This window comes from Gimesia chilikensis (assembly GCF_008329715.1).
Taxonomy (GTDB): Bacteria; Planctomycetota; Planctomycetia; order Planctomycetales; family Planctomycetaceae; genus Gimesia; species Gimesia chilikensis.
Genome location: NZ_VTSR01000011.1, coordinates 129,099 through 152,671, shown reverse-complemented (window position 1 = coordinate 152,671; position 23,573 = coordinate 129,099). Strand labels below are relative to the sequence as shown.

Sequence of the window (23,573 nt, the reverse complement as noted above, 5' to 3'; positions counted from 1 at the left end):
CACTCAACAGCAATCATCGAACGACTCAAATATTCTTTTTAGATAAAGCAATTGCATTCTGCTCATATTCATTTCTTTTTTATCTAAAGGGCCCTGTAATGCGCTATCGAAGATCGGGCTTTACGCTCATCGAACTGCTGGTGGTCATCGCGATCATTGCTATCTTAATCTCACTTCTACTGCCTGCTGTCCAGCAGGCGCGTGAGGCCGCTCGCCGCAGTACCTGTAAAAATAACATGAAGCAGCTGGCGCTCGCGCTCCATAATTATCACGAAACACATGGACTGTTTCCGCCGGGAGCAATCGCCACAACGACGACCTCCAGTGCTTACAATGTCTGGGGGGATGCGGGCAAAACTCCGGGAACCGGTTTACATGGGACGAGCTGGATGGTCCAGATTCTCCCTTATGTAGATCAGGCCCCGCTCTACAATAAATGGAACTTCAACACCAATGTGATCGGGAATCGCAGTCTGGCAGAGAATGACATTCCTTTGTTCTATTGTCCCACGCGTCGCAGTAAGGTTCGCAAGGTTGATGACAGAATCATGCTTGGTGAAAATCCGGTAGCGGGGTCGACGTTGCCCTCCAACCGGTTTGTCAAAGGAGGCTCTGATTACGGAACCTGCATCGGCGGTGGAAATGGCTGGGCCGATGGTGATTACTTTCACCTGACGCACCGTACCGATTCACTGATCGGCACTTTCGGGGGAGGCAGCGGTGCCTTTCTGGGAATGTTCTCCGTGAACAGCGATACCGCGATTCGCGACGTCGACGATGGTACTTCTAATACCATCATGACCGGAGAGTTGCAGAAGCTGCACAGTTCCAGTGCTCCCAAATCGAGCCAGGACTGCTGGGCCGCTGGTGGTGTGGCCACCATGTTCGATACCGGGATTTCCGGAGGAACTGCAGGCGGCTTCAACAATGGTTTCTACCAGTCAGCCGGTTCCGACCATGAAGGGGGCGCCCATTTCGGTTTCGCGGATGGCTCTGTCCATTTTCTCAGCGAAAACATGAGCTCCCGCGTCTACCTGGAACTTGGAACCGCAGACGGTCAGGAATCGACGAACTTTAGTCCTTGAGTTGACGGAGGATTATACCAACTAACTCTTGGCAATCAGAAATGCAGTGTCATTCGGAACGACTCAATGTGTCAGACGAGTTCGCGGATGGGAGCCTGCTGATCGATCAGGTACTGAGGACGTCCGTTGTTATCTTCGATTGTCGTGGATGCGACATCGATGCCCAGATTGTGATACAGCGTCGCAAAGACTTCCTGCATATGCACGGGGCGATCAACGGCTTCTTCACCCAGTCGGTTAGTCGAACCGATCACCTGGCCTGTCTGCATGCCTCCACCGGCCATCAGCGCGGCGTGCACGCGGGGCCAGTGATCACGGCCGGCGTTTTTGTTGATCTTAGGCGTACGTCCAAATTCGCCCCAGACTAAAACGGTCACATCTTTATCCATGCCCCGATCATGCAGATCCTGAACCAGGGCTGCGACTCCCTGGTCGAGCAGGGGAACGACCTTGCGGGCATGACCAAAGTTATTTCCATGCCAGTCGAAATGAGCGAAGCTGCAGGTGACGCAGCGTGCGCCTGCTTCCACTGCCCGGCGGGCCAGCAGAAAGCGGGACATGATTGCCTGGTATCCCATATCCAGTTTGTAGCTGAGTACCTTGGGGTCATCTTTTCCATAACGGGCGCGAACTTTGGGATCTTCGCGTTCCAGATCCAGTGCTTCAACCAGGCGCGAGGAAGAGAGTACATCCAGTGCCTGCTGCGTATAGCCATCGTAGGTGCCGTCGGTCAGACCGGTTTCCGAGGTCCTGCGAAAACGGTCCAGGTCTTCCAGCAGTCGCGTTCGTTCGGACAGTCGTCCTTTGTTGATGGAATTCAGCGTCATGTTCTCCATCACGCGTCCATCGGGACGGAATGGAGCGTGCGTCAGTCCCAGATAGCCGGGACCTTTGATGTTCCAGGGATCATGGGCCATCGTATGTGACAAATCAATATAGGGAGGGACCGTGGGATGTACGGGGCCTGCCACCCGGGAGAGAGCCGATCCCAGAGAGGGCCAGCCTCCCTGTGGCTGAGAGCTGCGGAAATGATGACCGGTGCAGCACTCGAACGAATCGTGGCGACCTTCTGCGCCAACCAGCGAGCGGATGATCGAAAACTTATCCATCATACCGGCGACACGCGGCATCAGTTCGCTGATCTGTATCCCGGGGACGTTGGTGTCAATCGGTTTGAATTCGCCGCGGACTTCATCCGGTGCGTCTGGCTTCAGGTCAAACATATCCTGATGCGGTGGACCACCGGCGAGGAAGATCATGATGACGGCTTTGTGTGAAGAACGCTTCCCCGACTGTTCCTGTGCTTTCAGAATCTGGGGCAGGGACATTCCCCCCATTGCCAGGCCACCAATCTGCATGAAAGAGCGGCGGGGCATGCGGTCACATAAACGAATTGACTGATCTTCTAGCCTGAGCATCAATGCTCCCTTTCAGTGAATCCAAACCATCTACTAACTAACGCTTTCACCTGTAACAGGTTACCTCTCATATAAGCGTAAACCAATGCAAGACGTTTGAATAGAAGAATCGGCTGAAAACAAAAGAAAATTAAGAAATTCGCTGGTTCGCACCCCTATTCTAATGGAGAAGCGGGATGAGACCTTAAAAATAACCTTTTGTTACATCAATACCTGCGCGGTCAGCGACCTTAAAAGCGTTTTTTGAAGTCGATTCGGCCCTCTTCGACATCACCACAGAGGGAGAGGCGGTAGTTCCGATCATTCTCGATCAATGTGATTCCGCCGGCAATATTGCCATGACTGCTGATCCAGCCCTTCCCTTCCAGCGCATTCAGATAACGGGTGACCCGGTTGGGAGAGGGAATGGCGAATTCAGAAGCGATTTGCTGGACCGAGGGAGAGATTCCGGTCCGGTCAATTTCACGAGTTATATAGTCCAGAATATTCTGCTCACGATCGGTGAGATACTGGTTCATTGATTTCTCCTTGCGCATCACATGCGCAGCTGAGGGCGCAGAAAGAGCCCACAATCATCCTTGAGAATCAGACCCGGATTCCTATACAGGTCTTGAAGAAGAAAAACGCAATGATTCTTAAAAGTGACTTCCTTCAGCGAGTCACACGCGGCCACCACCAAGTGAATGGGGAGGGAATCAACACGGGCAAAGCATATAAGGCTTATCGTCGATCGTCAATCAAAATTTGAGGCAAGTTCGGTTTATTCATCGTCCATCAGCCGAATCTGCTGGTATTCAGGGACGAAAATTTTTTGACCTCAGAGATGGTGCTCCAGGATACGAAAACATAAATACAAACGTTGATGATTTTGTTGCAATTGGACTTTAACTGCCTGTTACATTGAATTATATTGATGTGATATAAGGTACACCGGAATATCAGCTTGCGCTTGTCGAGTCAATCTCTTGGATTCAGGAGAGTTACCATGCCTGCCCACAGTCCCACCCGCCATCCTCTGATCTCTCGTCGGACCGCACTCGAAGTCGGTTCGGTGAGTCTGCTGGGGATGGGAATCAATCACCTGGATGCACTCCGGGCACAAGCAGCCGGCGGAACGAAACACAGTACTGCGAAGTCCTGTATCTTCATCTTCCTCTCCGGCGGTCTCTCACAGCACGAGAGCTTTGATATGAAGCCGAATGCCAGCGCGGAGATCCGCGGTGAGTTCGATCCAATCGCGACCCGCACACCGGGCGTGCAGATTTCAGAACATCTGCCGATGCTCGCCCAGCGCAGTCACCTCTGGTCCGTCTGTCGTACGTTGTCGCATGGGACGAACGAACATTCGATGGGGCACCATATCATGCTCACCGGACGTTCGGATATCCCCACCGGATTCAATCCCGGGCGTCCCATGACTACCGATCATCCTTCGATTGCCGCCATCGCCGGCGATGTACTCCGTTCGCGAACCAATCTGCCCCCGGCCATCGTCCTGCCGGATAAAATTGTTCATCGTACCGGTCGCGTTATTCCCGGTCAGTTCGCCGGCCGCATGGGGTCCAATCGTGATCCCTGGATCATCGAAGCTTCTCCGTTCCACGCGCAGTCCTACGGCGCTTTTCCCGATTACGCATTCGACCATCAGCAGCGAGGCGGAACAGACAAGCGGGTCTTCAAAACTCCGCACCTCAAACTCTCGCAGGGGATGACGCACAGCCGGATGAGTAATCGCATTCAACTGCTGAAGGAACTCGGCGCTCAGCGGCAGATGCTGGACAATGCAGGGCAGGTCGAAAGTTTCGACCGTTACCGCACCGCAGCGATCTCTCTGTTGAACGATGACAAAGTGCATTATGCGATGGATGTCACCAGTGCAGACGATAAGATTCAGGAACGTTACGGCAAAAACTCGTTTGGCTGGTCTCTACTCATGGCGCGACGCCTGGTCGAGACGGGCGTGAATCTGGTGCAGGTCAATCTGGGGAATAACGAATCCTGGGATACGCACGGAAATATCTTCCCGCATCTCAAGGATAAACTTCTGCCTCCCACCGACCGTGCCGTTTCCGCACTGCTGGATGATCTGCACGAAAGTGGACAGCTTAAAGACACCCTGGTTGTCATGTGCAGTGAATTCGGTCGCACCCCTAAGATTTCTCAACTGGCCAAAGTCTATGCCAATCCGGGCCGGGATCACTGGGGGGCGACCCAGTCTATTCTGCTGGCCGGAGGGGGAGTCAAAGGGGGCCGCGTTGTCGGAAAGACCGATAAGATTGGAGGTTTCCCCATCGATCAGCCGCAGAAACCGGAAAACTTCGCAGCGACCATCTACAAGGCACTGGGGCTGCCCCAGACCGCTTTCTGGCAGGACGATGTCGACCGTCCGCACTACATCTACGAAGGCGAACCCATTCCGGGGCTCACCTGATACGTTCAGAGAACAGGCAGGTTAAACGCTTCGCAGGGCCGGAACAATCTCGGTTCTTGAAGCATACCAGGCCGGGACAACCCCCGCGCCCATTCCCGTGACCAGTGCGAGCAGCAGGCCGATGCCCGCCAGCCGAAATGAGGGAATGAACGCGACGGTCACTGCCTCCGCTCCCACCGAAAGGCTGCTGAGTTTGAGAGTGATCAAAGCGATCCCGACTCCCAGAATCCCGCCTGCCAAACTCAAAAGCGTACTTTCCGCCAGCACCACGCCGAAGACCTTACTGCCCGAAAAACCGAGTGTCCGCAGTACCGCATGTTCTTGGATCCGATCTTCGACCGACATCAGCGTTGTCGTTGCCACCAGTGCTAGCACCAGTCCTACACAAGCCAGTCCCAGGTAGTGTGCCATCTCGATTAACTGTGACAGATCCCCCAGGCTCTTCGCCTGAAATACCCCTTTGGAGCGGGTGTTGGTTTCCACAGGCCCGGCCCGGTAGAGGTCATCGATGCGGGTACTGACCGCTTCCAGATCCGCGTCTGGTTGCAGGAGCACTTCCAGTTGTGTCACGGTCCCCACCAGGTTCGCGCCCTGTCGCCGCTGCAGGAATTCCAGGTGACTGTAGATGTAATTCTCTTCAGCCGGGTTGTCCGAGCGATAGATGCCTGCCACATTTACGGAGAGATCGCCGATAGAAAATTTATCTCCCACTTCAATTCCCCGTCGCGCCGCGACCGCCTGACCCACGATTGCGGCATCCTGGTGTGACTCGAACTCGTTCCAGTCTCCCTGGATGAATTCAAAGTCCCGTGCGGTGCGCAGTTTGTGCGGGGGAACGCCATAAAAAACGACCACGTCCAGACTGGCCCGACAGTTGTTGGTAAAGACCTGAATCGGAATGACGTCTTTGACTCCGTTAAATTTACGAATCTGCTGATCATAATCCTGTGGCAGGTGACTCGTGGCGGGGCAGAATTTATTGGCCTGGAATACGATCAATGAGCCATTTGCTTCCTGCCGTGATCTGAGATCGCGCATGCCTTCCTGGATGGACTGGATGAAGCAGAACACGAACAGAGCCACCGCGGAGCCAGCCACCGTCAGCATGGTCCGGGAACGATGCCCCCACAATGATTTCACGATATAGCCCAATAGTTTCATGGGGTCTCCTCGATACTCACGGCTGATCCGGCCAGCGCCGTCTCTGTCTCGTTGTTTCGCTGTACCAGTTTGCCATGATCCAGATAGAACTGTCGGTCCGCGATGGTCGCTGCTTCCGCATCGTGAGTAACCATCAGCATGGTGATATCCAGTTCCCGGTTCAGACGTTTGAGCAGATTCAGAATCTGCTCTGAGGACTCGGGATCCAGGTCCCCCGTTGGTTCGTCAGCTACGACAATCAGGGGATGCTTGACGATCGCCCGGGCAATCCCGACCCGCTGTTCCTGCCCACCTGACATCTGTCGCGGATAATGATCGGACCGGTCCAGCAGGTCGACGGCTTCCAGTGCAACTTCCACCCGTTTGCGTCGCTCGTTCCGCGAGAGCGGGAGCAGCAGCAGCGGGAGTTCGACATTTTCGTAAGCGGTCAAAACGGGAACCAGGTTATGCGTCTGGAAAATGTAACCCAGGTGGGCGGCTCTCCAGTGAGCCAGACGGCTTCGCGATAATGACGTAATCTCAACACCATCCACGCTAATCGTACCCGAGTCGGGGCGATCGATGCTGGCAATCAGGTTCAGCAGCGTCGATTTCCCGGTGCCGCTCGATCCCATCAGTGAAAGGAATTCACCCTGTTCAATGTTGAGCGAGACCTGGTCCAGCGGGGTGATGGTCTCGCCCCCCTTGTGATACTGTTTGGTCAGATTGTGGATATCAACCAGTGGCATTTTCAGTTTCCTTCATGATTGGTTTCGCCGGTGATAGTAATTCGCTCGTGTGGCTGCAAATCCGATGTCGGGGAGGCAATCAGTCGACTCGATACATTCAGCCCCTGTGTGACCTCCAGTAGAGGGCCATTTGCATGCGGGCTGGTTTCAATGACCTGCTGGCGTGCGATCTGGCGACTTTGATCTGCAATCCAGACACAGGACTGACCGGCGGCGTTCTGTTGTACCATGTTCCGGGGGACGTAAATTCGGGATTCCCGGTCCTGGTCTTTCTCTGTCTGCTCATGTTCCGGAGCGAGGAAGGTCACATCCACCAGCATCTCCGGCTTGAGCAGCGGCGTCGGTTCATCAATTTTGACTTTGACCTGCAGCGTATTTTTCTGAATATCCGCTTCCGAACTGATAAACAGGACGCTACCACGCACTGGTTCGCTGAGTGCCGGGTTGTCGATCTGAACCGGTTGATTCAACGCAACCTTGGGAATGTCTTCAAAACGCACATCGACACGAATCTGCAGCCATTCCGGACGATACATAGTGACGACCGTACTGCCATCGAATTTCGTCATCTGGGTCAGCATGTTTCCGACACTGGACCCCGGATGCGCTACAAGCTGATACACGCGTCCCGCGACTGGGGCGCGGATCGTCATTCGCTCCAAAGCAAGTCGCGCCTGGTCGACGGCCACCTGGGACTGTTCCAGACGTGCGGCTGCTGCAGCCACCTGCGCCTGGGCTTCATCCCGGGCTTTCTGTTCCGCTGTCAACAGTTTCAACTCAGTCTGTAGTGCCTGGCACCGCGCCTGCAGGGCCTTCTGTTCTGAGACCAGAGACTCCTTACGGCCCATTAACTCTTCATACGCCGCAGTCGTCGACTCAACCTCGGTTTTCGATTCGTCAATACTTCGCTGTGTGACTGCGCCGCGGGCTGATTTCTTGCGCTCAAAATCCAGCCGCGCGAATTCCAGATCTGCTTTGGCTCTACGGGTCATGAAAGGCAGATTCTTTAGCTGGGTCTGAATCTTAGCCAGTTCCGCCTGCGCTGAACTGAGTACCGCTTCCAGATGCACGGGCTGTGACAGACGCACCTCAGCCGCTTTCAACGTGGCGCGGGCCTGCTGCAGTTCTGCTTCTCGCAGCTTTTCGGTGGCAATCGTGTTCTTCAAGGCCAGCTCGGCGTCTACTTTTACCAGCCGCGCGATCGGTTCTCCCTGTTTGACTTTCTGATCCTCGACAACCAGTAACTCTTCCACCACACCGGGAGCCAGTGCAGCGACACGAATGGGGGTCGGCCGCGGTTCCACCCAGCCAGCCGCCTGGAACAGTGGCGTGCCGGCGCTGCGGACCTGGGCCTGCGAGACGATCACCGGCATCACCGTGATCGGTTGAGGAGGAAAGATCAAATCTCGCGAGGCATAGGCAATCAGCGCGGCAAATCCGATCAGCAGGGTGCCGGGCAGCAGATAACGCGTGATTAACCGGAATCGCGTGTGCCCCCGCAATTGAGAGGGAGCACTGCGATCCAGGGCCAGTTGGGATAAATCAACCTGAGACATGATTTACTTCCGTACAAAAACCTGGTTAGCGAAGACGGTCAGATTACCGGAGTCGTCACGTTTGGCTTTCCCTTTGACGACAACCGTCTGCAGTTCTTTCAGATTCAACAGCTTGCGGGCATCTTCCTTGATCAGCGTGCCGTCTGCATCGACGACTTTGACCAGGGCGGTCGCACCGGGTAGCTTGTCGGTTTCACAACAGTAGTCCCAGGGTTTCTCACAGCCATCGCCGGGAATATCACTGCAGGCCTTTAGTGAATTATCTACGATGGAAAACGCGGCCCGGCCGTCAATCCAGGGATTTTCACTTCCGCCAATCCGTCCTACCACGATAACCTCTTCTTCATCCTTAGATGACTCGCGAGCTGCAATCACTTCTTTCGCGCCTGCTGGCTCACTGGTCAGAATGATTTCCGAGGCAGCGGCCGTCGGTTTTGTCGCAGACTCGGCTGCGGAGTTCGCATCAGCAGATGCATTTGGTTCGGTAGAAGACTGGCCACAGCCCACTGCAGTAAGACAGACGGCGGAGAGGAACAGGCTGGATAACATCAAACGTTTCATTGAATTCAATCCTTTAAAAATGAGTATTCAACAGGTTAAAAGCATTACTAAACAGATTTGAGACCATCGACGATCGGCAGTCGCAGTGCCCGCAGGGCCGGTGGGATCGCACCCAGCAGGCCCAGCAGAATTCCAACTCCCGAACCGATCAATAGTGAGACCGTATCGATCTGCAGCGAGAATGCGCCCATTGTAAAACGGACGGCAACCCCGTTAATCAGTAATACCGCGATCAAAGCTGCAATCAGACTGGCAGCCGTGGAGAGCAGAATGCCCTCCTGGATCAGGCTGATCACAATCGCCCGGCGGACAAAGCCGAGTGTCTGCAACATAGATAGTTCACTGGTCCGGCCGACAACCGCACCGTACAACGTATTCAAACCGGCGAACACCCCGGCGCCGGAGACCAGAAACACAATCAGCCAGGCCAGCATCCGAATCGGACCATAATCTTTTTTCAGACCCTGGTAGTAGGAGACTTCGCGAACTGACTGTAATTCGAGATCAAGGCGTTCTTTGCAGAACAGGTCCAGATCAGGGTAAACATCGGGGGAATCCAGCGTGACCGCAACCAGACTCAGGTCCTGGCGTTTCATTGCCTGCTGCAGTTCGTCGAGGCGACACCAGATCTCTGATTCAAACGCAGAGCCGCCGGCAGAGAAGGTACCGCTGATTTTCCAGCTGCGCCCCTCCAGTTCGATTGCCTGGCCGGTCGCCAGCTGTTCGGGGGAGAGTCCCAGCTTGGTAGCGACCAGCTGGCCAATCAGGACTTCACCCGGTTCGGGCCAGCGCCCCGATTCCAGTTCGACTTTGCGACGGACCAGGAGTATCGCCGGCGTCACACCGCGCACCAGACCCATCGCAGTTCGTTCCTGTTCGGGGAGCGTGATCTGTGTTCCCAGGTACAATTCGGGAGACGCGTATTTCCGGCCGTGAAATTCTTTAATGCCACCCACACTGGCGGCAACAAGTTCGCTGGTCCGCATTGGAATGGATGAGTATTCCAGATTCTCCCCCATGCCCAGCGAAAACAGAATAGCCACATCCGGATCACCGCTGGCGGACAGGCTGTGTTCCAGTCCCCGGATGAAGCCGACTACGATAAACACCAGTACGATCACGGTCGTCAGGCCGGTCAGCGTGAGCAGGGTGCGCAGGGGGCGACGGAACAGATTCCGCACGCCATATTCCCAGGGGATTAATGAAAAACGGAGCATGAATGATTCTTTTGAAGTATCTGCAGAGTGGCACACCGAATCGAGTCAGTGCGCAGCAGGACACACGAGAAGCAAGTGGAATTAACGCAGGCAGTGCTGATTCAGGAGCAGATCAGCAGAGAAACGACATCTGCGCACAGCGCAGCGCACGACCGGCAGGCGGAGGCGGCGCAGAAGAAACCGGTTGGGGAACCGCGTGAATGTCGGAGAGAAGTGATTCTGTCTCTGAGAGGACAGGCGTGATCCAGAGGGGAGTCAGCAATGTCAGATCCAGTTGATCGGCTTTATCATGGATCGCTCCGAAACAGAAGCACTGACAACATTCATCAGAGGCATGCGCTGGTGAGAGTGGTGTTTCTGAAGTCGGCGGCTGACAGTGACTGCAGCAGCCAGTGCTGACGGCGTCTGTAGATTCTGCGCCGGCTGGCATGCAGTTTAACGGGCAGGCCAGAATCATCAGGGAGCACAGAAATGAAAACAGTTTCTCAATCACAAATAACCTTCTTAATACTAGTTCCTTCTCATCCTAGTCGTTCCCCAGTCTCAAGACAACATCATTTCGCCTGCCGCATCTGAAATTCGGGGAAGCGTTCTTTGTCGCGCTCGCGGACTCGTATCCAGTGGTCGGTAAAGGAGAGGTTGTCGTGAACTTCCACTGCCGGCATATGACATTGCAGACACTGACTTTGCATCGACTCTTTAGAGCACACCGGTGCATGATCCTTGAGATCGCTGTGACAGTTCAGGCAGATCTGGCGGTAATAATCCGGATCGCGGCTGGCCTGCTGATGCGGATTGTGACAGGTGGTACAGTCAAAGCGGGCCGTTTTGCCGTCCGCCAGTTTGACGTCGGTCTGTTTCAGGAAGCAGGGGCTCTGAGACATTCCCACGGGGGCAAAACGATAGAGCAGATCATTCGCAGGATGAATTTCATCCGCCTCCAGTTGATCGAAGCGGCGATGGCACTCTCCACAGCGATTGATCGACTCCAGAGGTGTCAATGAACTCCACTTGGTCAATTTGAGATCTTTATCGCCTCGTTCGACGGCTTTAATGTGTTCTTCGCCATTCAAGTGACAGCGGACACATGAGACCCCCGGGATGATCGCATCAGATTTGATTTTACCTGGCGAATCACCCAGCCAGGCCGCGTGACAGCCAAAGCAGTTCTGCGTTTTAGCATGGTCGCTGACTTCCCCCAGCGCATTGATGCCAGTCTGTTCATGGACCAGTTCCTGCAGACCGAGTGTGATTCCCAGTTTGCCGGAGGGATACCAGGAGACGATGTGCTGCAGCAGTTCTGACTCTCCCTTTTCATTCGGAAACAGCGATACCGGTGTCATCGCATGCATGCCGGAACCGAAGACCCAGTCGATTCGGACAGGTGCCGGATAACTGTCGCAGTCGACCCACAGCGCATCATCTTCTTTGAAGAACCGGTAAGTATGCCCGTTCTCTTTGAGGGTGACTTCCCGGTCAACAAATTTTTCAAGTACGCCTGGATCGGTGGCTTTGCGGAGGGTCCGCAGATGAGGGGCGCCTTCGAACTGCTGACAGAATTTGTCGTGACACTCACAGCAGGAACGCGATGGGACCGGCTGATGCACCGAACGGACATGCGGAACGAACTCCGTTTTCTGCTGTGATCCGTACAGAAACAGGCCGGCACCTGACAGGCAGGCCAGTAACAGGATCGACAGGGGGATGAGAAACGGGTACTTCTGGATCATTGCAGGGCATCTAACATGTTCTGACTGGGGACGACCAGTCGGTCCTGGGGATGCTGTTCAATTAACTGACGAAAAGTTGACGCGGCATTCGCGGGATCGCCGGATTCCAACTGAATCTGCGCTTTCGCATACAGGCTCTCACTGTCATCTGCAGTCAAAGCGGCGATCGCTTCGGAACAGTCGCCATGAATGTATTCGTTGATTGCCCGCGCGAGAGTTTCTGATACTTTTTCGGGCGGACTGTGGTCACCTTTGATTCCCGGACCTGCCTGGGTAAGAGGGAATGCATCTGTCGGACTGGTCTGCTGATAGGCCTGCAGGCGCAACTGGCTGGGAGCACCCGTGTCGAGCTGTTCCTGGTAAGCCAGTTCCTTCTGACAGAGTTCGAACTCCCGTCTGACTTCAGGAGAGTCGTAGTGCTGCAGCAGTGGATGCAGCACACGCAATGCGGCTGTATAAAGTTGCATCGCGCGAAAGGTTCGCGCCTGCAGCAGCGCCGGTTTCAGATTGGGAGAGCCGGTCAGCATACCCCACCAGTCAGCACAGTCTGGTGTGCCACTCGGATCGGGCAGGGAATAGGTCCACTGCTGGCGATTCAGAAACTCTTTGACGGGGAGCAGCTTGATGATCTGCGGTGTACTGAGTAATTCACCCGACCAGCCATAGGGAATGACTGCCGCGTCGACTGACATCGGCTGCCAGCGACTGTCAAACAAGGCACGAATCGTTCGCGTCTGACCGTTAGGAACCAGCAGCAGCTGACAGTTCCGATCTTTGAGGCGGACCCACCAGCCCCCCCAGCCGCCATTCATGCGTGGCTTCTGCAACATCCAGCCGTCAGACAGCTCCGCGTTCAGGGAGAGTTCGTCGAATAAGCGTCCCTGTTTCAGCGCCTGTCTGTGTGTGAGGTAGGGACGAACTTTATGATCCGCCTTGATCCAGCACAACATGCCTGCAGAAGTGATATCCATGCAGTGGGCCGTTCCCTCATATTCGAGTGGTCCGATCGCCTGGTTCAGCAGCGTGATATCCAGCTCGGGAGCGAGGCCCCAGCCCAGTCGCTGTGACTGACCGGGGAGCGTTCCGGCTGCCGCTTTCCCGCTGAGCAGAAGCAACCCGAGTCCCAGTAGCAGGCGTCCCAGAGCAGGCGAGAGCAGATCTTTGGTTTTGAGCAGTTGGATTGGATAGGGATGTGCTACCAGGCTGCGTCCCAGCAGCAGGGCGATGCCAATCGCGCAAGGGGGAACGGCATCTGAATTCAGCCAGGCCGGAACAGCGAAGATCAGGAATGCAAAACTTTCCAGCCAGCCGGTGGAGTAAAAAATGAGGTAACACACGGTGACCAGAGTGAGAATTCCCAGCCCGGCTGTTTCGACTGTCAGTCCCTGTGCGAACGTCGGCTGCCAGACCGTTGTGGCCAGCAGGTCTCGGGCATAGAACAGACCGGGGAGGAGCTGAGTCAGTGAATCGGAGAGCGTAAACCAGCCACGTGGGGTGAGCATCAGCGCAAATGCGGATGCGGCAACAAGCAGACCAGACTGCTTGCGGGTGACTGTGGGCTCGGTCTGGATGCCGGTCAGCCAGGGGACGATTGCGACCACAGCGATTCCTAACAGGCAGAGTGGTGCGAGATTGGCCCACACCACCAGGGAGATGAGCACGAGGACCGCATTCTGTTTCGTCGGGGACTGGCTCCAGCGGACCGTGGCGATCCAGGTCAGAAAGAGAAGCCAGCAGTCCCAGAGTCGGGGCGTTGGTTGCCAGGCAGCATTCGCAGCCAGCAGCGTGACCAGAGCCAGCGCAAAAGCGGCCCATTGCAGTTGAGGCTCAAACCGTCGCATGAGGAGATAGAGTAACAGAAAGACGCTGCAGAACTTGAGCAGCATCAGTCCCGAAAAGCCGGCGATCAGCCAGCTCATAAAGAAAGGGAACCCGCCCAGCCAGTCTGCTTCCGCTGTCGGATTGCCTGCCGCCAGGATTGGCCCCGGAACTGCCAGCTCGGCCAACACTGTCTGTCCCCGGCTCAACTGCCACCAGACGTCCGGCGCAGCAATTGGCGTCAGTACGAAACTGGCGGTGACGATCAGCAGAAACAGGCGGCGCAGTCTCCGATCTGTTGTCGACAGGTCAGGTTCAGTCATGGGTTGAGCCACTGGAACGGAAATGTGATAAAGTCAATTACATCAGACGATTAGGACGTGAACTCCCTTTGATTATATAGTCCCGCGCGGGCTGTGAATATGCAGGAACCCCCCATCGGGCGGAGATTCCGTAATTCGAGCGGTCTGTCTCTTCTCATACGCGTCAGATCGTCGATTCGCGATAAAAAACGAATCATTCCCAATAGAAAAGCCCGATCGCAGGTACGACCGGGCTTTCGAAAATGGCAGATAGTGCGTTTCAGACAGGTTTATTTTGCCAGCTGACTGACTTCACCTGCATTGAGGGCCCGATCGAAGACCGCGATTTCATCCAGGCGGCCTTCCCAGTTAGAGTCATTATCTGTCCGTCCGCCGAAGAACAGCTGTTCCAGCAGCACGCCGGATGCCCCCGGTTTCGATTCGAGTTCGATTTCCGGTTTGCCATTCAGGTAGACGGTCAACTTGTCACCATCGCGAACGAGAGCCACATGATTCCACGTCCAGCGTTCGACGGCGGTTTTACCAGCGTGCAGTTTGCGGTCCGTACCGTTCATATAGACCAGCTTGCCGGGATGCTGTTTGCCACCCAGTCCGAGGTGATCGCCATAGGCGGCCAGACCGTGGTTTGGTCCCTGTGAGAACATCCAGCCGCTGATGTCGCGGGCGTCGAGAGGAATTCCGTTCCAGATCCAGAGCGAGACAGTAAACTGATCGCCCAGGTCATTCACGCGGGTCTGCAGACGGTTGCCGGCGAAGTGAACGGCCCGGTTGGTTTCAGTTCCCGTGCAGAACGATTTCGACCGGGCTCCTTCGAGGAAGTAAGCGATGGCCGGTTCGTAAATGCCGTCCCGCTGATTGCCGGAGAGATCGCGGGCCCGGGGACCATTGAACTCGTCCAGTCGCCAGTAAGCTGACGGCTTGAAGCCCAGAATCGTTTCCACAGCAGGACCACGGCTCTGTTCATAAAAGCGGCGGGGCTGATTGGAAACTTTCTCAAGCAGTTCAATATCCGATTCCACGATACGGGGTTCGGCCAGGACTTCGAGGCCTGCGGAACGGGCGGCCCAGGTATTGTATCCGCCGAGCAGATGCTGCTCGGGAGGCGGAATGTAACCGTCGCCCCCGTTAGCCAGTTCAATGACCATGGTCTGTGGCAGCGGACTTTGTGCTTTGACTTTCAGCCCGGAAAGGGCATAGGTTTCATTGGGGGTGGTCGCGATCGCGATGTCGCCGATGCGGAGTGCCTGCGTGACGACCTCGGTTGACTGGCTTTCGTGCAGCATGATCTGTTCGCGAGCGTAGATCTCTTCTTGTGTTTCGGGCAACTTATCGCCCATTTTCTCGACGATCCGCTGAGACCATTCGAGCAGCTGTTTGTCGGGAACCCGATAGTTCAACTGCATCCGGTTCTCGGCCATTTCAACGTCGGCGTCTTTGCGATACGTGATGTTTTTATAGATGCCCATGGTCAGTTTAACGAGCTCACTGGAGTATTCATTGATGTCATCGGTGAATGACCACTGATCCTGCGGCTTGGTGTAGTCGCGGCGGTAAATGTCACCGCTGCAGCCGTGCGACATGATCGCTACAAACTCGGGGGCATCCTTGGGCAGTTTTTTACCGATTTCTTCCTGCAGACCATTACAGTAGAGACCAAAGTAGTCGGCACTCAGTGAAGGGGCACCAAAGTAGTGCATGGAAAAGTTGGCCAGTAAAGCGATCGGACGACCGTCTTTCGACTGAAACGAGATCAGGGACAGATCAGGATCTTCGGGACCGGATTCGCCGATGACATCATCCCAGTTCCGACCTGCATGCATGGTGGCCCGTACGGTCGGGTTGCCGAAAGGATCGTTGCTGATGCGATCGGGACGCTTGATCCAGCGACGCAGGGCAGTGAACTTGGCGGCGTTCCCGACACCCCAGCCAATCTGAGCCGGTTCCAGTTTTGCTTCGGCTGCAACGATGGCATCGACCAGCTTACCGCGGAGGAAAGGCGTGTATTCCGGATCGGCACTGGTTCCCAGGCAGCCCATGCTGGAAGGGACCGAGTGTGCGTGGGTGGCGGAGATCAACATATGGTCGGCCGGGATCCTGGTTTTCTGTGCGGCCAGTTTTTTGACTTCATCCAGAAAGGGACGCGTCATCATGCAACTGTCAACGACGACGATTGCCAGGCGGTCTTCGCCATCGGCGACGACGATCGCCCGGGCATTGACTTTGGTATATACCTTATCGACGCTGCGGCTCTTCATGCTGCCATTAACGAGGACGGGGAGTTTCACCGGGGTAACATCCATGATGGTGGCGCCGACCTGCAGTTCCGCGTAGGAACGTTCCGGGATCAGCAAAGCAAGGCAGGCGAGCAGGAGGGGGGCGAGAGTCGGTTTCATGTGAGGATCCTTTGTAATGACAGCCAACTGCGGGTTTGAAGTTTCATCACCTTAGACTTCGAGTATATCCGCTGGATTTACAGAACGAAATGGAGATACTTAGAGTTCTTAATTAAAATGGCAGGTTAAAAAAACAGCCTGCAACAGTGCATTAAGGGCTGTTGCAGGCTGGTGTTGGTCTGAAGCTGCTTACTTACTCTTCAACTCAAAGTTGGCTTTGTTCTCACCCGGTTCATTGACCTGGGCGATCAGACCACTGGTGGTGCGCTTCGTGTATTTCGCGGGAATCTTTACGGTCGATTTTTCCTGCGGCTTTTCCGCGAGGGCCATCGCGTTTTCTTCTTCGACGACAGGCGGACTGATGGTGACTTCATATGCAGAGCCGACATCTGCCTGGGGAAAAGAGACCGAATAATTTCCGTTCTCATCCAGATTGGCGTACGCACTTTCGCCGGATTTGGACGAGGTGAACTGGATGCTGGCCTGTTGCAACGGCGCTCCATCGAGGGTCACGGATCCTGAGATCTCTACTGCAGGCCGGACATTCGGATCTCCCGAACAACCCTGAGCCAGCAGCACAGAAACCAGCAGGCAACTGAAAAGTGATAGACGATACATTATGAAAATCCTGAATCAAATGTGACGCAGGTGACTGGAATCACATACGTCACTCAAGTCTATGGGATAAGGAAATAGAACCAGAGGTCGTGGCTTACCACTCGCCGATGGTCTGGCCGTCATCGCGGACACACAGTTTCTGGATCAGTAACAGGTCTGCGTTGTCGCTCAGGAAACGGGTTGCTCCGTCGCAGAGCAGCACATGCACGCCGCCGGTGTGGTAGGAAGTTAAGGGGGTGTTCCAGTCCCATTGTGCATTGGCTTCCGCACCCGTCGATTTCGGATTGGGACTGTGGAAGACCGACGTCACTCCGGTACCGAAACGATGCTGCCCGGCTCCGCTGGCAATCCACTGACTGACGGTACCTGCATAGCTGGTGCCTGCCCAGCCTGATGTGTAATCAGACCGCTTCAGAACCGGATTGCTGGCTGAGATCCGCGACTGTTCGGCGATGATGATCGTATTCGATGAACCATCGGTCACGTCCCGCATGCCTTTGCACTCGTTGATCAGCAGACAGCCTGTGTTAGTGGCAAAGCTGTTATACTGAGTTTCGTAAGAGACGTTCGTGCGCGCTGCGGGGTCAGGGTAAGCACCCATGATGCCGACATACTGATGCGACTGGGAACCCTGCTGTGGTTCGCCATTGGCATAGCTGATGGCCGGGTCTGAACTGGAAGGGCACATGTAAATGGAAGTGATGACTTTGTCTTTGAAGAGCAGTGTGTCACCATTGTAAGAGCCGCCTCCGCCTTCCCAGAAATCAACGTCGCTGGTCGGGCTGTTCTTGGCGAGTTCGTAAATATTTGCCTGGTCCATGTAAGGCAGCAGGGCGAAACGCCAGTTGTGGGGGCCATCATTGGGGGCACGGGACCCGATGGGGAACTTGAGATAGACGTCGTGATAATTGTGGAGCGCCAGACCCATTTGTTTCAGGTTGTTTTTGCACTGACTGCGGCGGGCAGCTTCGCGGGCCTGTTGCACAGCGGGCAGGAGCAGGGCGATCAGAATCGCGATAATTGCAATCACAACCAGCAGCTCGATGAGCGTAAAACCAGATTTGCGCGTGACGCGCGGTGGGTAATTCAACATTGCTAACCTTTTGGAAATATAACTGGGAAGGAATAAAAGGTGGGACAGCAGAGGCATGCTCCGAGGAATTGCATTTTAAATCGCAAGGGGGAGACTGCACAAGTAAATTATGTTAAGAAATTGAAAACTGCGTACATCTTACCTTGATGTAAGAACTTGTAGAGGAACTTCTTAGGCAATATGAGGATTTTATGACCCCGACGTGCGGAGATCTTCTGAGTCTGTATAGCAGGAGCGGAGGAAATGCGGATTACAGACGACGAGAAATACCAGGTCGTCTTCACCAATATTGGTGATTCTCTGATCAGTGTCAGGTGGGATTCTCACAACATCACCCGGGTAGACTTCCGTGGGTTCGTAGTCGCCCACTTCGACCAGTCCGGTACCAGAAAGCATGATGTAGCGCTCGAAGGTCCCCTTGAGGCGATGGAACCGGGTTCGCTTGCCAGGCTCGACGCGGGCCCGGGCCAGGGAGACTTCAGGATCCACATTCGGGCTGGACATCTCCAGGATATAGCACCCTTCCTCAAAGTAGTATTCGTCTTGTTCCTGGGGGCGGGTGATGTGGTCCATGCGCGTATCCTTTCATGTGCATTGATTGTAGTCAGCAAATTGCCTGAATCCGAATCATAAAGACCAGTCCTGTCGAATGAAAGTACCGGGGCCGATTTCCAACAGGTTGTAAAGAGACTGATTAAAAAAAGTGAGCACCAGCCTGGGGAGACTGGTGCTCACTCGAGTTCGTTGATTATCGCTCTGCGGACGAGATCAGGTCAGTTCAGAAATGATGCCGTCGCCGCAGAAGTCGGGTTTACCGAAGGTCTCGATATGATGTCCCATGCCGTGGGCCAGCGACATCAGCAGACGGTTATGGGGAATGTTCTTGAACTGCAGCGAACGTCCCATTTTGAAATCGAGTCCCTTACCGACGAGCACCAGCGGCACATCATTCAACGTATGGGAGTTCCCTTTACCCAGTTCGTTGGTCCAGACGACCGTGGTGTTGTCGAGCAGGGTTCCTTCGCCGTTCGGCTCGGGAGTCGAGTCGAGTTTCTCAACCAGGTAAGCGAGCTGTTCACAGAACCATTTGTTGATCTTCGTCAGCTTTTCCTGTGAATCTTCGTCGCTGTCCGGTTTATGGGACAGTGAGTGGTGACCATCGTCGATCCCCAGCCACTTCATCCGTGCCTGACCGACTGAATTCGTATACTGCAGCGTAGCTACGCGTGCCATATCGTTGGCCAGACTGTTGACCATCAGGTCGATCTGCATTTTACTGGTGACCGGCATGTGGTCGTTATCGTTCTTGATACCCACTTCCTGAACCGGAACTTTGACAGCCAGTTTCTGTTCTGCGCTGGCTTTGAGTTCCTGTTCCATCTGGCGGACGTAGCTTTCGTGCTCTTCGAGCAACTGCTTGTCGGAGCTGCTCAGTTGCGAACGAACTTTCTTCAGGTCTTCGCGGACGTCGTCTAGAATGCTGGCCAGGCTCTTACGATCTTTCATCTGACCGTAGATCTTTTCGAACATCAGGTAGGGATCGTCAATCGGCGCGACCGGTTTGTTGGGACCTGCATAAACCATACGGGTCCAGGGGTCGGCACGATGTGGTACGTTCACGCCAAATTCCAGCGAACCGAAACGGGTGCGGGTCTCTTTATTGCTCTGCAGGAACCGTTTGAGTTCCTGGTCGATCGACAGTCCGCTGGCCCAGCCGGCTGGAGTGTGCGATCCCCCCTGGATGTTACCGGGGAGCAATTCGATTCCGGTCAACAGACAGCTCATGCCACGCATGTGGCTGTCGCCGTCTCCCCGGACGCGGTCTGCGACCCCTTTAATCACCAGCATCTGGTCCTGGTATTTCTTCAGGGGCTGCATGATTTCCTTGAGCTCGAACTTATCGCCGGTCTCATCGGGCCAGTAAGTTTTGGGCACGATACCATTGGGGCTGAACATCACGATCATACGCTTTTTGCGAATGCCGGCATCGGCGGCAAAACCGAGGCTGGGTAGATGCGAAACCAGCGGCAGGACTGCAGAGGAGAGTCCGAGTTTTTTGAGGAACTGGCGGCGGGATTGATATTTCATTAGTAGGCTCTTTCTCAGGATTGAGGCTGGTGCAGGGCAGCAACCTTCATGATTTCTACGAGCAGTTGTTGAATATTATATCCGGATTTTTCGAATCGGCTGGTCAAATCGTCACGGATTTTTTCGCCATAGGCATTAATCGGCTGTTTGACGGCCTGATGGAACAGCTGGTCTACAAAGGCGGCATGGGCGTTCTGATCCTGCGAGATATACTCTGCCAGATCGCGGGCACCATTAAACTTGACGGTATCACCTGTGATTGAAACCAGCTCTGCAGAGGCGTTAATGTCTTTTTTGACTTCCTGTTTTCTGTATCGACCAATGGCATCAAAGTGCTCCAGACTGAATCCGAGCGGGTTAATGATGCTATGGCACGACATACAGGCGGACGGTTTCGTGATCTGGGCGACCTTTTCGCGGGTCGTCATTCCCGCATGAAAATCGCCGTCTTTGAATTCTGTTGCCTGTGGTGGCGGCTTCAGGGAACGCCCCAGCAGACGACGTGTGACGAATACGCCACGGTGTATCGGTGAGCTCAAGTTGTGATAAGCGAAGTTCGCCATCAGGTACGGGTGCGTCAGGACGCCGGCCCGTTTGTCTTTATCGAGAGCAACCTTCTGGAACGATTCTCCTTCCGGCATCTCAACCTGGTACACTTTGGCCAGTCGCGAATTCATGTAAACGTAATCGGCCAGCAGCAACTGACGATAGTCGGACGATCCATTCCAGACGACATCGTCGATGAACATATCCAGCGAAGTCCGCAGGTCGGCGACCACGTGATCGTCGAATTCGGGGAACAGGGCTTTGTCTTTCGCCAGCTCTTCTTTTTCATCCAGCTGTAACCAGTGGTGGAAAAAGTATCGCAGTTTGGCCTGGGCCCGGGGATCATTCAGCATGCGTTCGGCCTGCTGGGCGATCTGTTCCGGCTTGTTGAGGCGTCCCGCTTTAGCGGCATCGTACAGTTGGCGATCCGGCATTGAATCCCACAAACCGTACGAGAGACGGGATGCGATTGTGAAATCGTCGGGCTTAGCGAATTCACGGTCGGTATACAGGAAGCGGGGGGACTTCAGAATCAACAGGACGGATCGCTTGGCAGCCAGTTCTGTTTTCAGCTCAGGCTGAAAGTGCTGATCTACGAAAAACGTTTTCTGTTCTGCTGTCAGAGGCCGGCGAAACGCCAGTTCGGCAAAGCGATGACAGAATTTCTGGACTTTATCCCGGCGGTCTTTGGCCTCGGGTTTGGTTCCGGCCAGACGATCCAGGTGCTTGATCACTCCCGTCATGATTTCGAGAGCCGCAGACGTCGTTGCGTCATCCCAGGACTTGGAAACCGCTACCCCGCGTTCGTACCCGGAGACACTGTCATCTGGTGGGAACTCAGTCGAAACAATGAAGGTTCCCGGTACCTGTTGCGGGACAAGGTGCCTCTGCGGAATCACTTCCTGGGCCTTGTGTGGTGGTTTCCACTCCAGGCTGATGGAAGAAGACTTATCTTTGTACTTGAAGACGTGCAGGCGGAGCGTATAGGGGCGGCCACCCAGCAGGCGGATCGTCGCTTTATGTTCCTTGGCCCGTCCCTGAGAGCTGACCCATTCATCAATGATTGGTTCCTGCTCATTGACCCAGAGCCGTGCCCCGTTCTCGGTTTTGATGATGAATTCGTAGTCGCCGGTCTCTTCCACGTAGACCGAACCCTCCCATTTCATGGAGAACTCTTCGGCGTTCTTGATTTTCTCGTGGGGGGCTTTGTCTCCAAACTGGAAACTGACAACGGGATCGATGCGTTTTTCAACCCGTTTGTCCCCTTTGAAATTCCGGGTAGAAAAATACTCGGCCCGCAGACCGTTCTCTTTATTAGTGACACGCGCATTTCCGAGGAAATGCGACATCAGGTCGGCAGTGGTATAGAGGTACTGGCGGACCGTCATGTGCGAGAGCTGAATCCGGGAGGCCTGGCTCTGGTCCTGCTCATCCGGGGAAAAGAAGCGGTCAAACACATATTGAGCGACCTGCTTCGCATCTTCACCCTCACAGAGCTCGGGATCTTCTTCCGGCATGGTCTCTTCAATGAGCATGGTCAGTTCAGCCAGACTCTTTTGCCCCTGAAACGGATTGGCTTTTTCCGTGACACCTTGGCCATTCTTTGCATGGCATTCGATGCACAACTTTTGATAAATCTGCGCGCCGGTCACCGTTTTCTTGTCGGCGGCATCAGCAGAACTCAAGAGCATACCACAGATCAGCAACGTGATTGCGGATACGGAAAAGCGTCGGTATTGAGGGATGATCGTCATACCAGGCATCACATATTAAGGCAGGAAAAGCAGGAGGGAGTTCGCATTTTCAAAGGTGGCGAAAACACGTACCGGTAACCTACATCATCGGTTAGTGGATTACCTTATCCTTATTATATTCGCTCCCCAGGCATTCGTCAAGGATTGGGAATTGCTCCAAACCGTTTGAATTACTGAGGTTAGTTAAGGAAGAGGTCTGTTTTCCCGCTGAAATCGCCACGAGAGACGTTCTGGCTGTCTCCCGTGGTCAGTCTGATCGTATCCTATAGAAACTCATTCAAAGCAGATGTTCATTTCAGGACTGGAGCCGTCTGTGCTTTGGTGGTGACTCCGGGCGGAAGTTCCATGATCTGAATGTTGCGAAACTGGATTTCGGCTCCCTCGGATTCCAGGCAGAGGTAGCCTTTTTTGATCGAGGCGTTGCGAACGCCGTTCACGAATTTGCCGTTTACAGACAGCTTGACGGTTCCGTCCACGCAGACCACGTCGTACACATTCCATTGCCCTTTGCCTTTGCAGCGGTTTTCAATTGACTTGCTACGGTTCCCTCGGGGATTGTCGGGAGTGGTGATCAGACCATTGGCGCCGAACAGTTCGCCGTGTACGTAGGCGATGGGGGGCAGGGTGCCGTCTTTCATTTTGTGTTGATTGACCCAGTCGAGTTCGAGCATCTGGATTTCCATCCCTTTGGGCAGGCGTCGACCTTCGGGAACAGTCCCTTCACTCCAGGCGAAGACCCCCGAATTGCCGCCGGCTTCCATGTGTCGCCATTCGATATGCAGGAGAAAATTCTCGTACTGTTTATCGGTTCGCATCACGCCAATGGGATGTCCCGTGCAGACGAGCATGCCGTCTTTGACATACCAGGTATCTTTGTCAGTATTCACATTCACCCAGCCTGTCAGATCTTTTCCGTTGAACAGCGGCTTATATTGAGGCAGGTCTGCTGCCTGAATCACGTTGGTCAGTAAGCACAAAGCCAGGATTGATCCAAAGAGGGTAGCACGTTGTTTCTGCATGATGAGGTCTCCTGTGGGGAACCGCTGATTTCAG

At 54.6% G+C, this 23,573-nt stretch carries 19 protein-coding genes; 2 read left to right on the top strand and 17 right to left on the bottom strand.

Translation table 11 applies throughout. The features are described 5' to 3' along the window. Positions 1 to 98 precede the first annotated feature (98 nt). Positions 99 to 1,085 carry a DUF1559 domain-containing protein gene (locus tag FYZ48_RS16225; protein ID WP_149342173.1) on the top strand — a complete coding sequence of 329 codons (987 nt, stop codon included), beginning with the start codon at positions 99 to 101 and terminating at the stop codon, positions 1,083 to 1,085. Between the two features lie 71 nt (positions 1,086 to 1,156). On the opposite strand, the gene FYZ48_RS16220 is transcribed toward FYZ48_RS16225, so the two are convergent. Together FYZ48_RS16220 and FYZ48_RS16215 are read right to left on the bottom strand one after the other, a co-directional pair. After that, positions 1,157 to 2,503 carry a DUF1501 domain-containing protein gene (locus FYZ48_RS16220; RefSeq protein ID WP_149342171.1) on the bottom strand — a complete coding sequence of 449 codons (1,347 nt, stop codon included), beginning with the start codon at positions 2,501 to 2,503 and terminating at the stop codon, positions 1,157 to 1,159. A 230-nt stretch (positions 2,504 to 2,733) separates the two neighbouring features. Further along, positions 2,734 to 3,021, bottom strand: a complete 288-nt coding sequence (locus FYZ48_RS16215; RefSeq protein WP_187782057.1) for a LexA family protein — start codon at positions 3,019 to 3,021, stop codon at positions 2,734 to 2,736. Between the two features lie 467 nt (positions 3,022 to 3,488). Between FYZ48_RS16215 and FYZ48_RS16210 the strand changes: the two genes are divergently transcribed. After that, positions 3,489 to 4,934, top strand: a complete 1,446-nt coding sequence (locus FYZ48_RS16210; RefSeq protein ID WP_149342168.1) for a DUF1501 domain-containing protein — start codon at positions 3,489 to 3,491, stop codon at positions 4,932 to 4,934. Positions 4,935 to 4,955: 21 nt separating this feature from the next. On the opposite strand, the gene FYZ48_RS16205 is transcribed toward FYZ48_RS16210, so the two are convergent. From FYZ48_RS16205 to FYZ48_RS16135, 15 genes are all read right to left on the bottom strand, one after another. Beyond that, positions 4,956 to 6,095, bottom strand: a complete 1,140-nt coding sequence (locus FYZ48_RS16205) for an ABC transporter permease (RefSeq protein WP_149342166.1) — start codon at positions 6,093 to 6,095, stop codon at positions 4,956 to 4,958. Then, the gene (locus FYZ48_RS16200; protein ID WP_149342163.1) at positions 6,092 to 6,823 is read right to left on the bottom strand and encodes an ABC transporter ATP-binding protein; all 732 of its coding nucleotides are present in this window, start codon (positions 6,821 to 6,823) and stop codon (positions 6,092 to 6,094) included. Before FYZ48_RS16200 ends, FYZ48_RS16205 begins: the two co-directional genes overlap by 4 nt. Positions 6,824 to 6,825: 2 nt before the next feature. Further along, positions 6,826 to 8,379: an HlyD family secretion protein gene (locus FYZ48_RS16195; protein WP_149342161.1), complete on the bottom strand. Its 1,554-nt coding sequence runs from the start codon at positions 8,377 to 8,379 to the stop codon at positions 6,826 to 6,828. A 3-nt stretch (positions 8,380 to 8,382) separates the two neighbouring features. Then, complete coding sequence (locus FYZ48_RS16190; protein WP_242022688.1) at positions 8,383 to 8,940, bottom strand: hypothetical protein; 558 nt, start codon at positions 8,938 to 8,940, stop codon at positions 8,383 to 8,385. A gap of 47 nt (positions 8,941 to 8,987) precedes the next feature. Next, complete coding sequence (locus tag FYZ48_RS16185) at positions 8,988 to 10,157, bottom strand: ABC transporter permease (protein WP_149342159.1); 1,170 nt, start codon at positions 10,155 to 10,157, stop codon at positions 8,988 to 8,990. A 112-nt stretch (positions 10,158 to 10,269) separates the two neighbouring features. After that, positions 10,270 to 10,650, bottom strand: coding sequence for a hypothetical protein (locus tag FYZ48_RS16180; RefSeq protein WP_149342156.1), 381 nt, complete (start codon positions 10,648 to 10,650; stop codon positions 10,270 to 10,272). Positions 10,651 to 10,711: 61 nt separating this feature from the next. Then, complete coding sequence (locus FYZ48_RS16175) at positions 10,712 to 11,887, bottom strand: multiheme c-type cytochrome (protein ID WP_149342154.1); 1,176 nt, start codon at positions 11,885 to 11,887, stop codon at positions 10,712 to 10,714. Continuing rightward, complete coding sequence (locus FYZ48_RS16170; RefSeq protein ID WP_149342152.1) at positions 11,884 to 14,028, bottom strand: tetratricopeptide repeat protein; 2,145 nt, start codon at positions 14,026 to 14,028, stop codon at positions 11,884 to 11,886. Before FYZ48_RS16170 ends, FYZ48_RS16175 begins: the two co-directional genes overlap by 4 nt. A 269-nt stretch (positions 14,029 to 14,297) precedes the next feature. Beyond that, positions 14,298 to 16,421, bottom strand: a complete 2,124-nt coding sequence (locus FYZ48_RS16165) for a LamG-like jellyroll fold domain-containing protein (protein ID WP_149342150.1) — start codon at positions 16,419 to 16,421, stop codon at positions 14,298 to 14,300. Positions 16,422 to 16,610: 189 nt separating this feature from the next. Further along, positions 16,611 to 17,039 carry a carboxypeptidase-like regulatory domain-containing protein gene (locus FYZ48_RS16160; protein WP_145041463.1) on the bottom strand — a complete coding sequence of 143 codons (429 nt, stop codon included), beginning with the start codon at positions 17,037 to 17,039 and terminating at the stop codon, positions 16,611 to 16,613. Positions 17,040 to 17,133: 94 nt separating this feature from the next. Continuing rightward, on the bottom strand, positions 17,134 to 18,132 hold the full coding sequence (locus FYZ48_RS16155; protein WP_149342147.1) for a DUF1559 domain-containing protein: 999 nt from the start codon (positions 18,130 to 18,132) through the stop codon (positions 17,134 to 17,136). Between the two features lie 189 nt (positions 18,133 to 18,321). After that, complete coding sequence (locus FYZ48_RS16150) at positions 18,322 to 18,705, bottom strand: cupin domain-containing protein (RefSeq protein ID WP_149342144.1); 384 nt, start codon at positions 18,703 to 18,705, stop codon at positions 18,322 to 18,324. 195 nt (positions 18,706 to 18,900) lie between these two features. Next, positions 18,901 to 20,220 (bottom strand): DUF1552 domain-containing protein, encoded by a 1,320-nt coding sequence (locus FYZ48_RS16145; protein ID WP_145041460.1) that lies wholly within the window; start codon positions 20,218 to 20,220, stop codon positions 18,901 to 18,903. Positions 20,221 to 20,234: 14 nt separating this feature from the next. After that, positions 20,235 to 22,520: a DUF1592 domain-containing protein gene (locus tag FYZ48_RS16140; protein ID WP_242022687.1), complete on the bottom strand. Its 2,286-nt coding sequence runs from the start codon at positions 22,518 to 22,520 to the stop codon at positions 20,235 to 20,237. A gap of 290 nt (positions 22,521 to 22,810) precedes the next feature. Then, positions 22,811 to 23,539 carry a 3-keto-disaccharide hydrolase gene (locus FYZ48_RS16135; RefSeq protein WP_242022686.1) on the bottom strand — a complete coding sequence of 243 codons (729 nt, stop codon included), beginning with the start codon at positions 23,537 to 23,539 and terminating at the stop codon, positions 22,811 to 22,813. Positions 23,540 to 23,573 lie beyond the last annotated feature (34 nt).

Excerpts from the sequence above, each read along its gene's own strand:
- FYZ48_RS16165 (WP_149342150.1), bottom strand. The coding sequence starts at position 16,421 with ATGAAACCGACTCTCGCCCCCCTCCTGCTCGCCTGCCTTGCTTTGCTG.
- FYZ48_RS16220 (WP_149342171.1), bottom strand. The coding sequence starts at position 2,503 with ATGCTCAGGCTAGAAGATCAGTCAATTCGTTTATGTGACCGCATGCCC.
- FYZ48_RS16190 (WP_242022688.1), bottom strand. The coding sequence starts at position 8,940 with ATGAAACGTTTGATGTTATCCAGCCTGTTCCTCTCCGCCGTCTGTCTT.
- FYZ48_RS16195 (WP_149342161.1), bottom strand. The coding sequence starts at position 8,379 with ATGTCTCAGGTTGATTTATCCCAACTGGCCCTGGATCGCAGTGCTCCC.
- FYZ48_RS16175 (WP_149342154.1), bottom strand. The coding sequence starts at position 11,887 with ATGATCCAGAAGTACCCGTTTCTCATCCCCCTGTCGATCCTGTTACTG.
- FYZ48_RS16215 (WP_187782057.1), bottom strand. The coding sequence starts at position 3,021 with ATGAACCAGTATCTCACCGATCGTGAGCAGAATATTCTGGACTATATA.
- FYZ48_RS16205 (WP_149342166.1), bottom strand. The coding sequence starts at position 6,095 with ATGAAACTATTGGGCTATATCGTGAAATCATTGTGGGGGCATCGTTCC.
- FYZ48_RS16140 (WP_242022687.1), bottom strand. The coding sequence starts at position 22,520 with ATGACGATCATCCCTCAATACCGACGCTTTTCCGTATCCGCAATCACG.
- FYZ48_RS16210 (WP_149342168.1), top strand. The coding sequence starts at position 3,489 with ATGCCTGCCCACAGTCCCACCCGCCATCCTCTGATCTCTCGTCGGACC.
- FYZ48_RS16145 (WP_145041460.1), bottom strand. The coding sequence starts at position 20,220 with ATGAAATATCAATCCCGCCGCCAGTTCCTCAAAAAACTCGGACTCTCC.
- FYZ48_RS16200 (WP_149342163.1), bottom strand. The coding sequence starts at position 6,823 with ATGCCACTGGTTGATATCCACAATCTGACCAAACAGTATCACAAGGGG.
- FYZ48_RS16135 (WP_242022686.1), bottom strand. The coding sequence starts at position 23,539 with ATGCAGAAACAACGTGCTACCCTCTTTGGATCAATCCTGGCTTTGTGC.
- FYZ48_RS16170 (WP_149342152.1), bottom strand. The coding sequence starts at position 14,028 with ATGACTGAACCTGACCTGTCGACAACAGATCGGAGACTGCGCCGCCTG.
- FYZ48_RS16160 (WP_145041463.1), bottom strand. The coding sequence starts at position 17,039 with ATGTATCGTCTATCACTTTTCAGTTGCCTGCTGGTTTCTGTGCTGCTG.
- FYZ48_RS16150 (WP_149342144.1), bottom strand. The coding sequence starts at position 18,705 with ATGGACCACATCACCCGCCCCCAGGAACAAGACGAATACTACTTTGAG.
- FYZ48_RS16155 (WP_149342147.1), bottom strand. The coding sequence starts at position 18,132 with ATGTTGAATTACCCACCGCGCGTCACGCGCAAATCTGGTTTTACGCTC.
- FYZ48_RS16225 (WP_149342173.1), top strand. The coding sequence starts at position 99 with ATGCGCTATCGAAGATCGGGCTTTACGCTCATCGAACTGCTGGTGGTC.
- FYZ48_RS16185 (WP_149342159.1), bottom strand. The coding sequence starts at position 10,157 with ATGCTCCGTTTTTCATTAATCCCCTGGGAATATGGCGTGCGGAATCTG.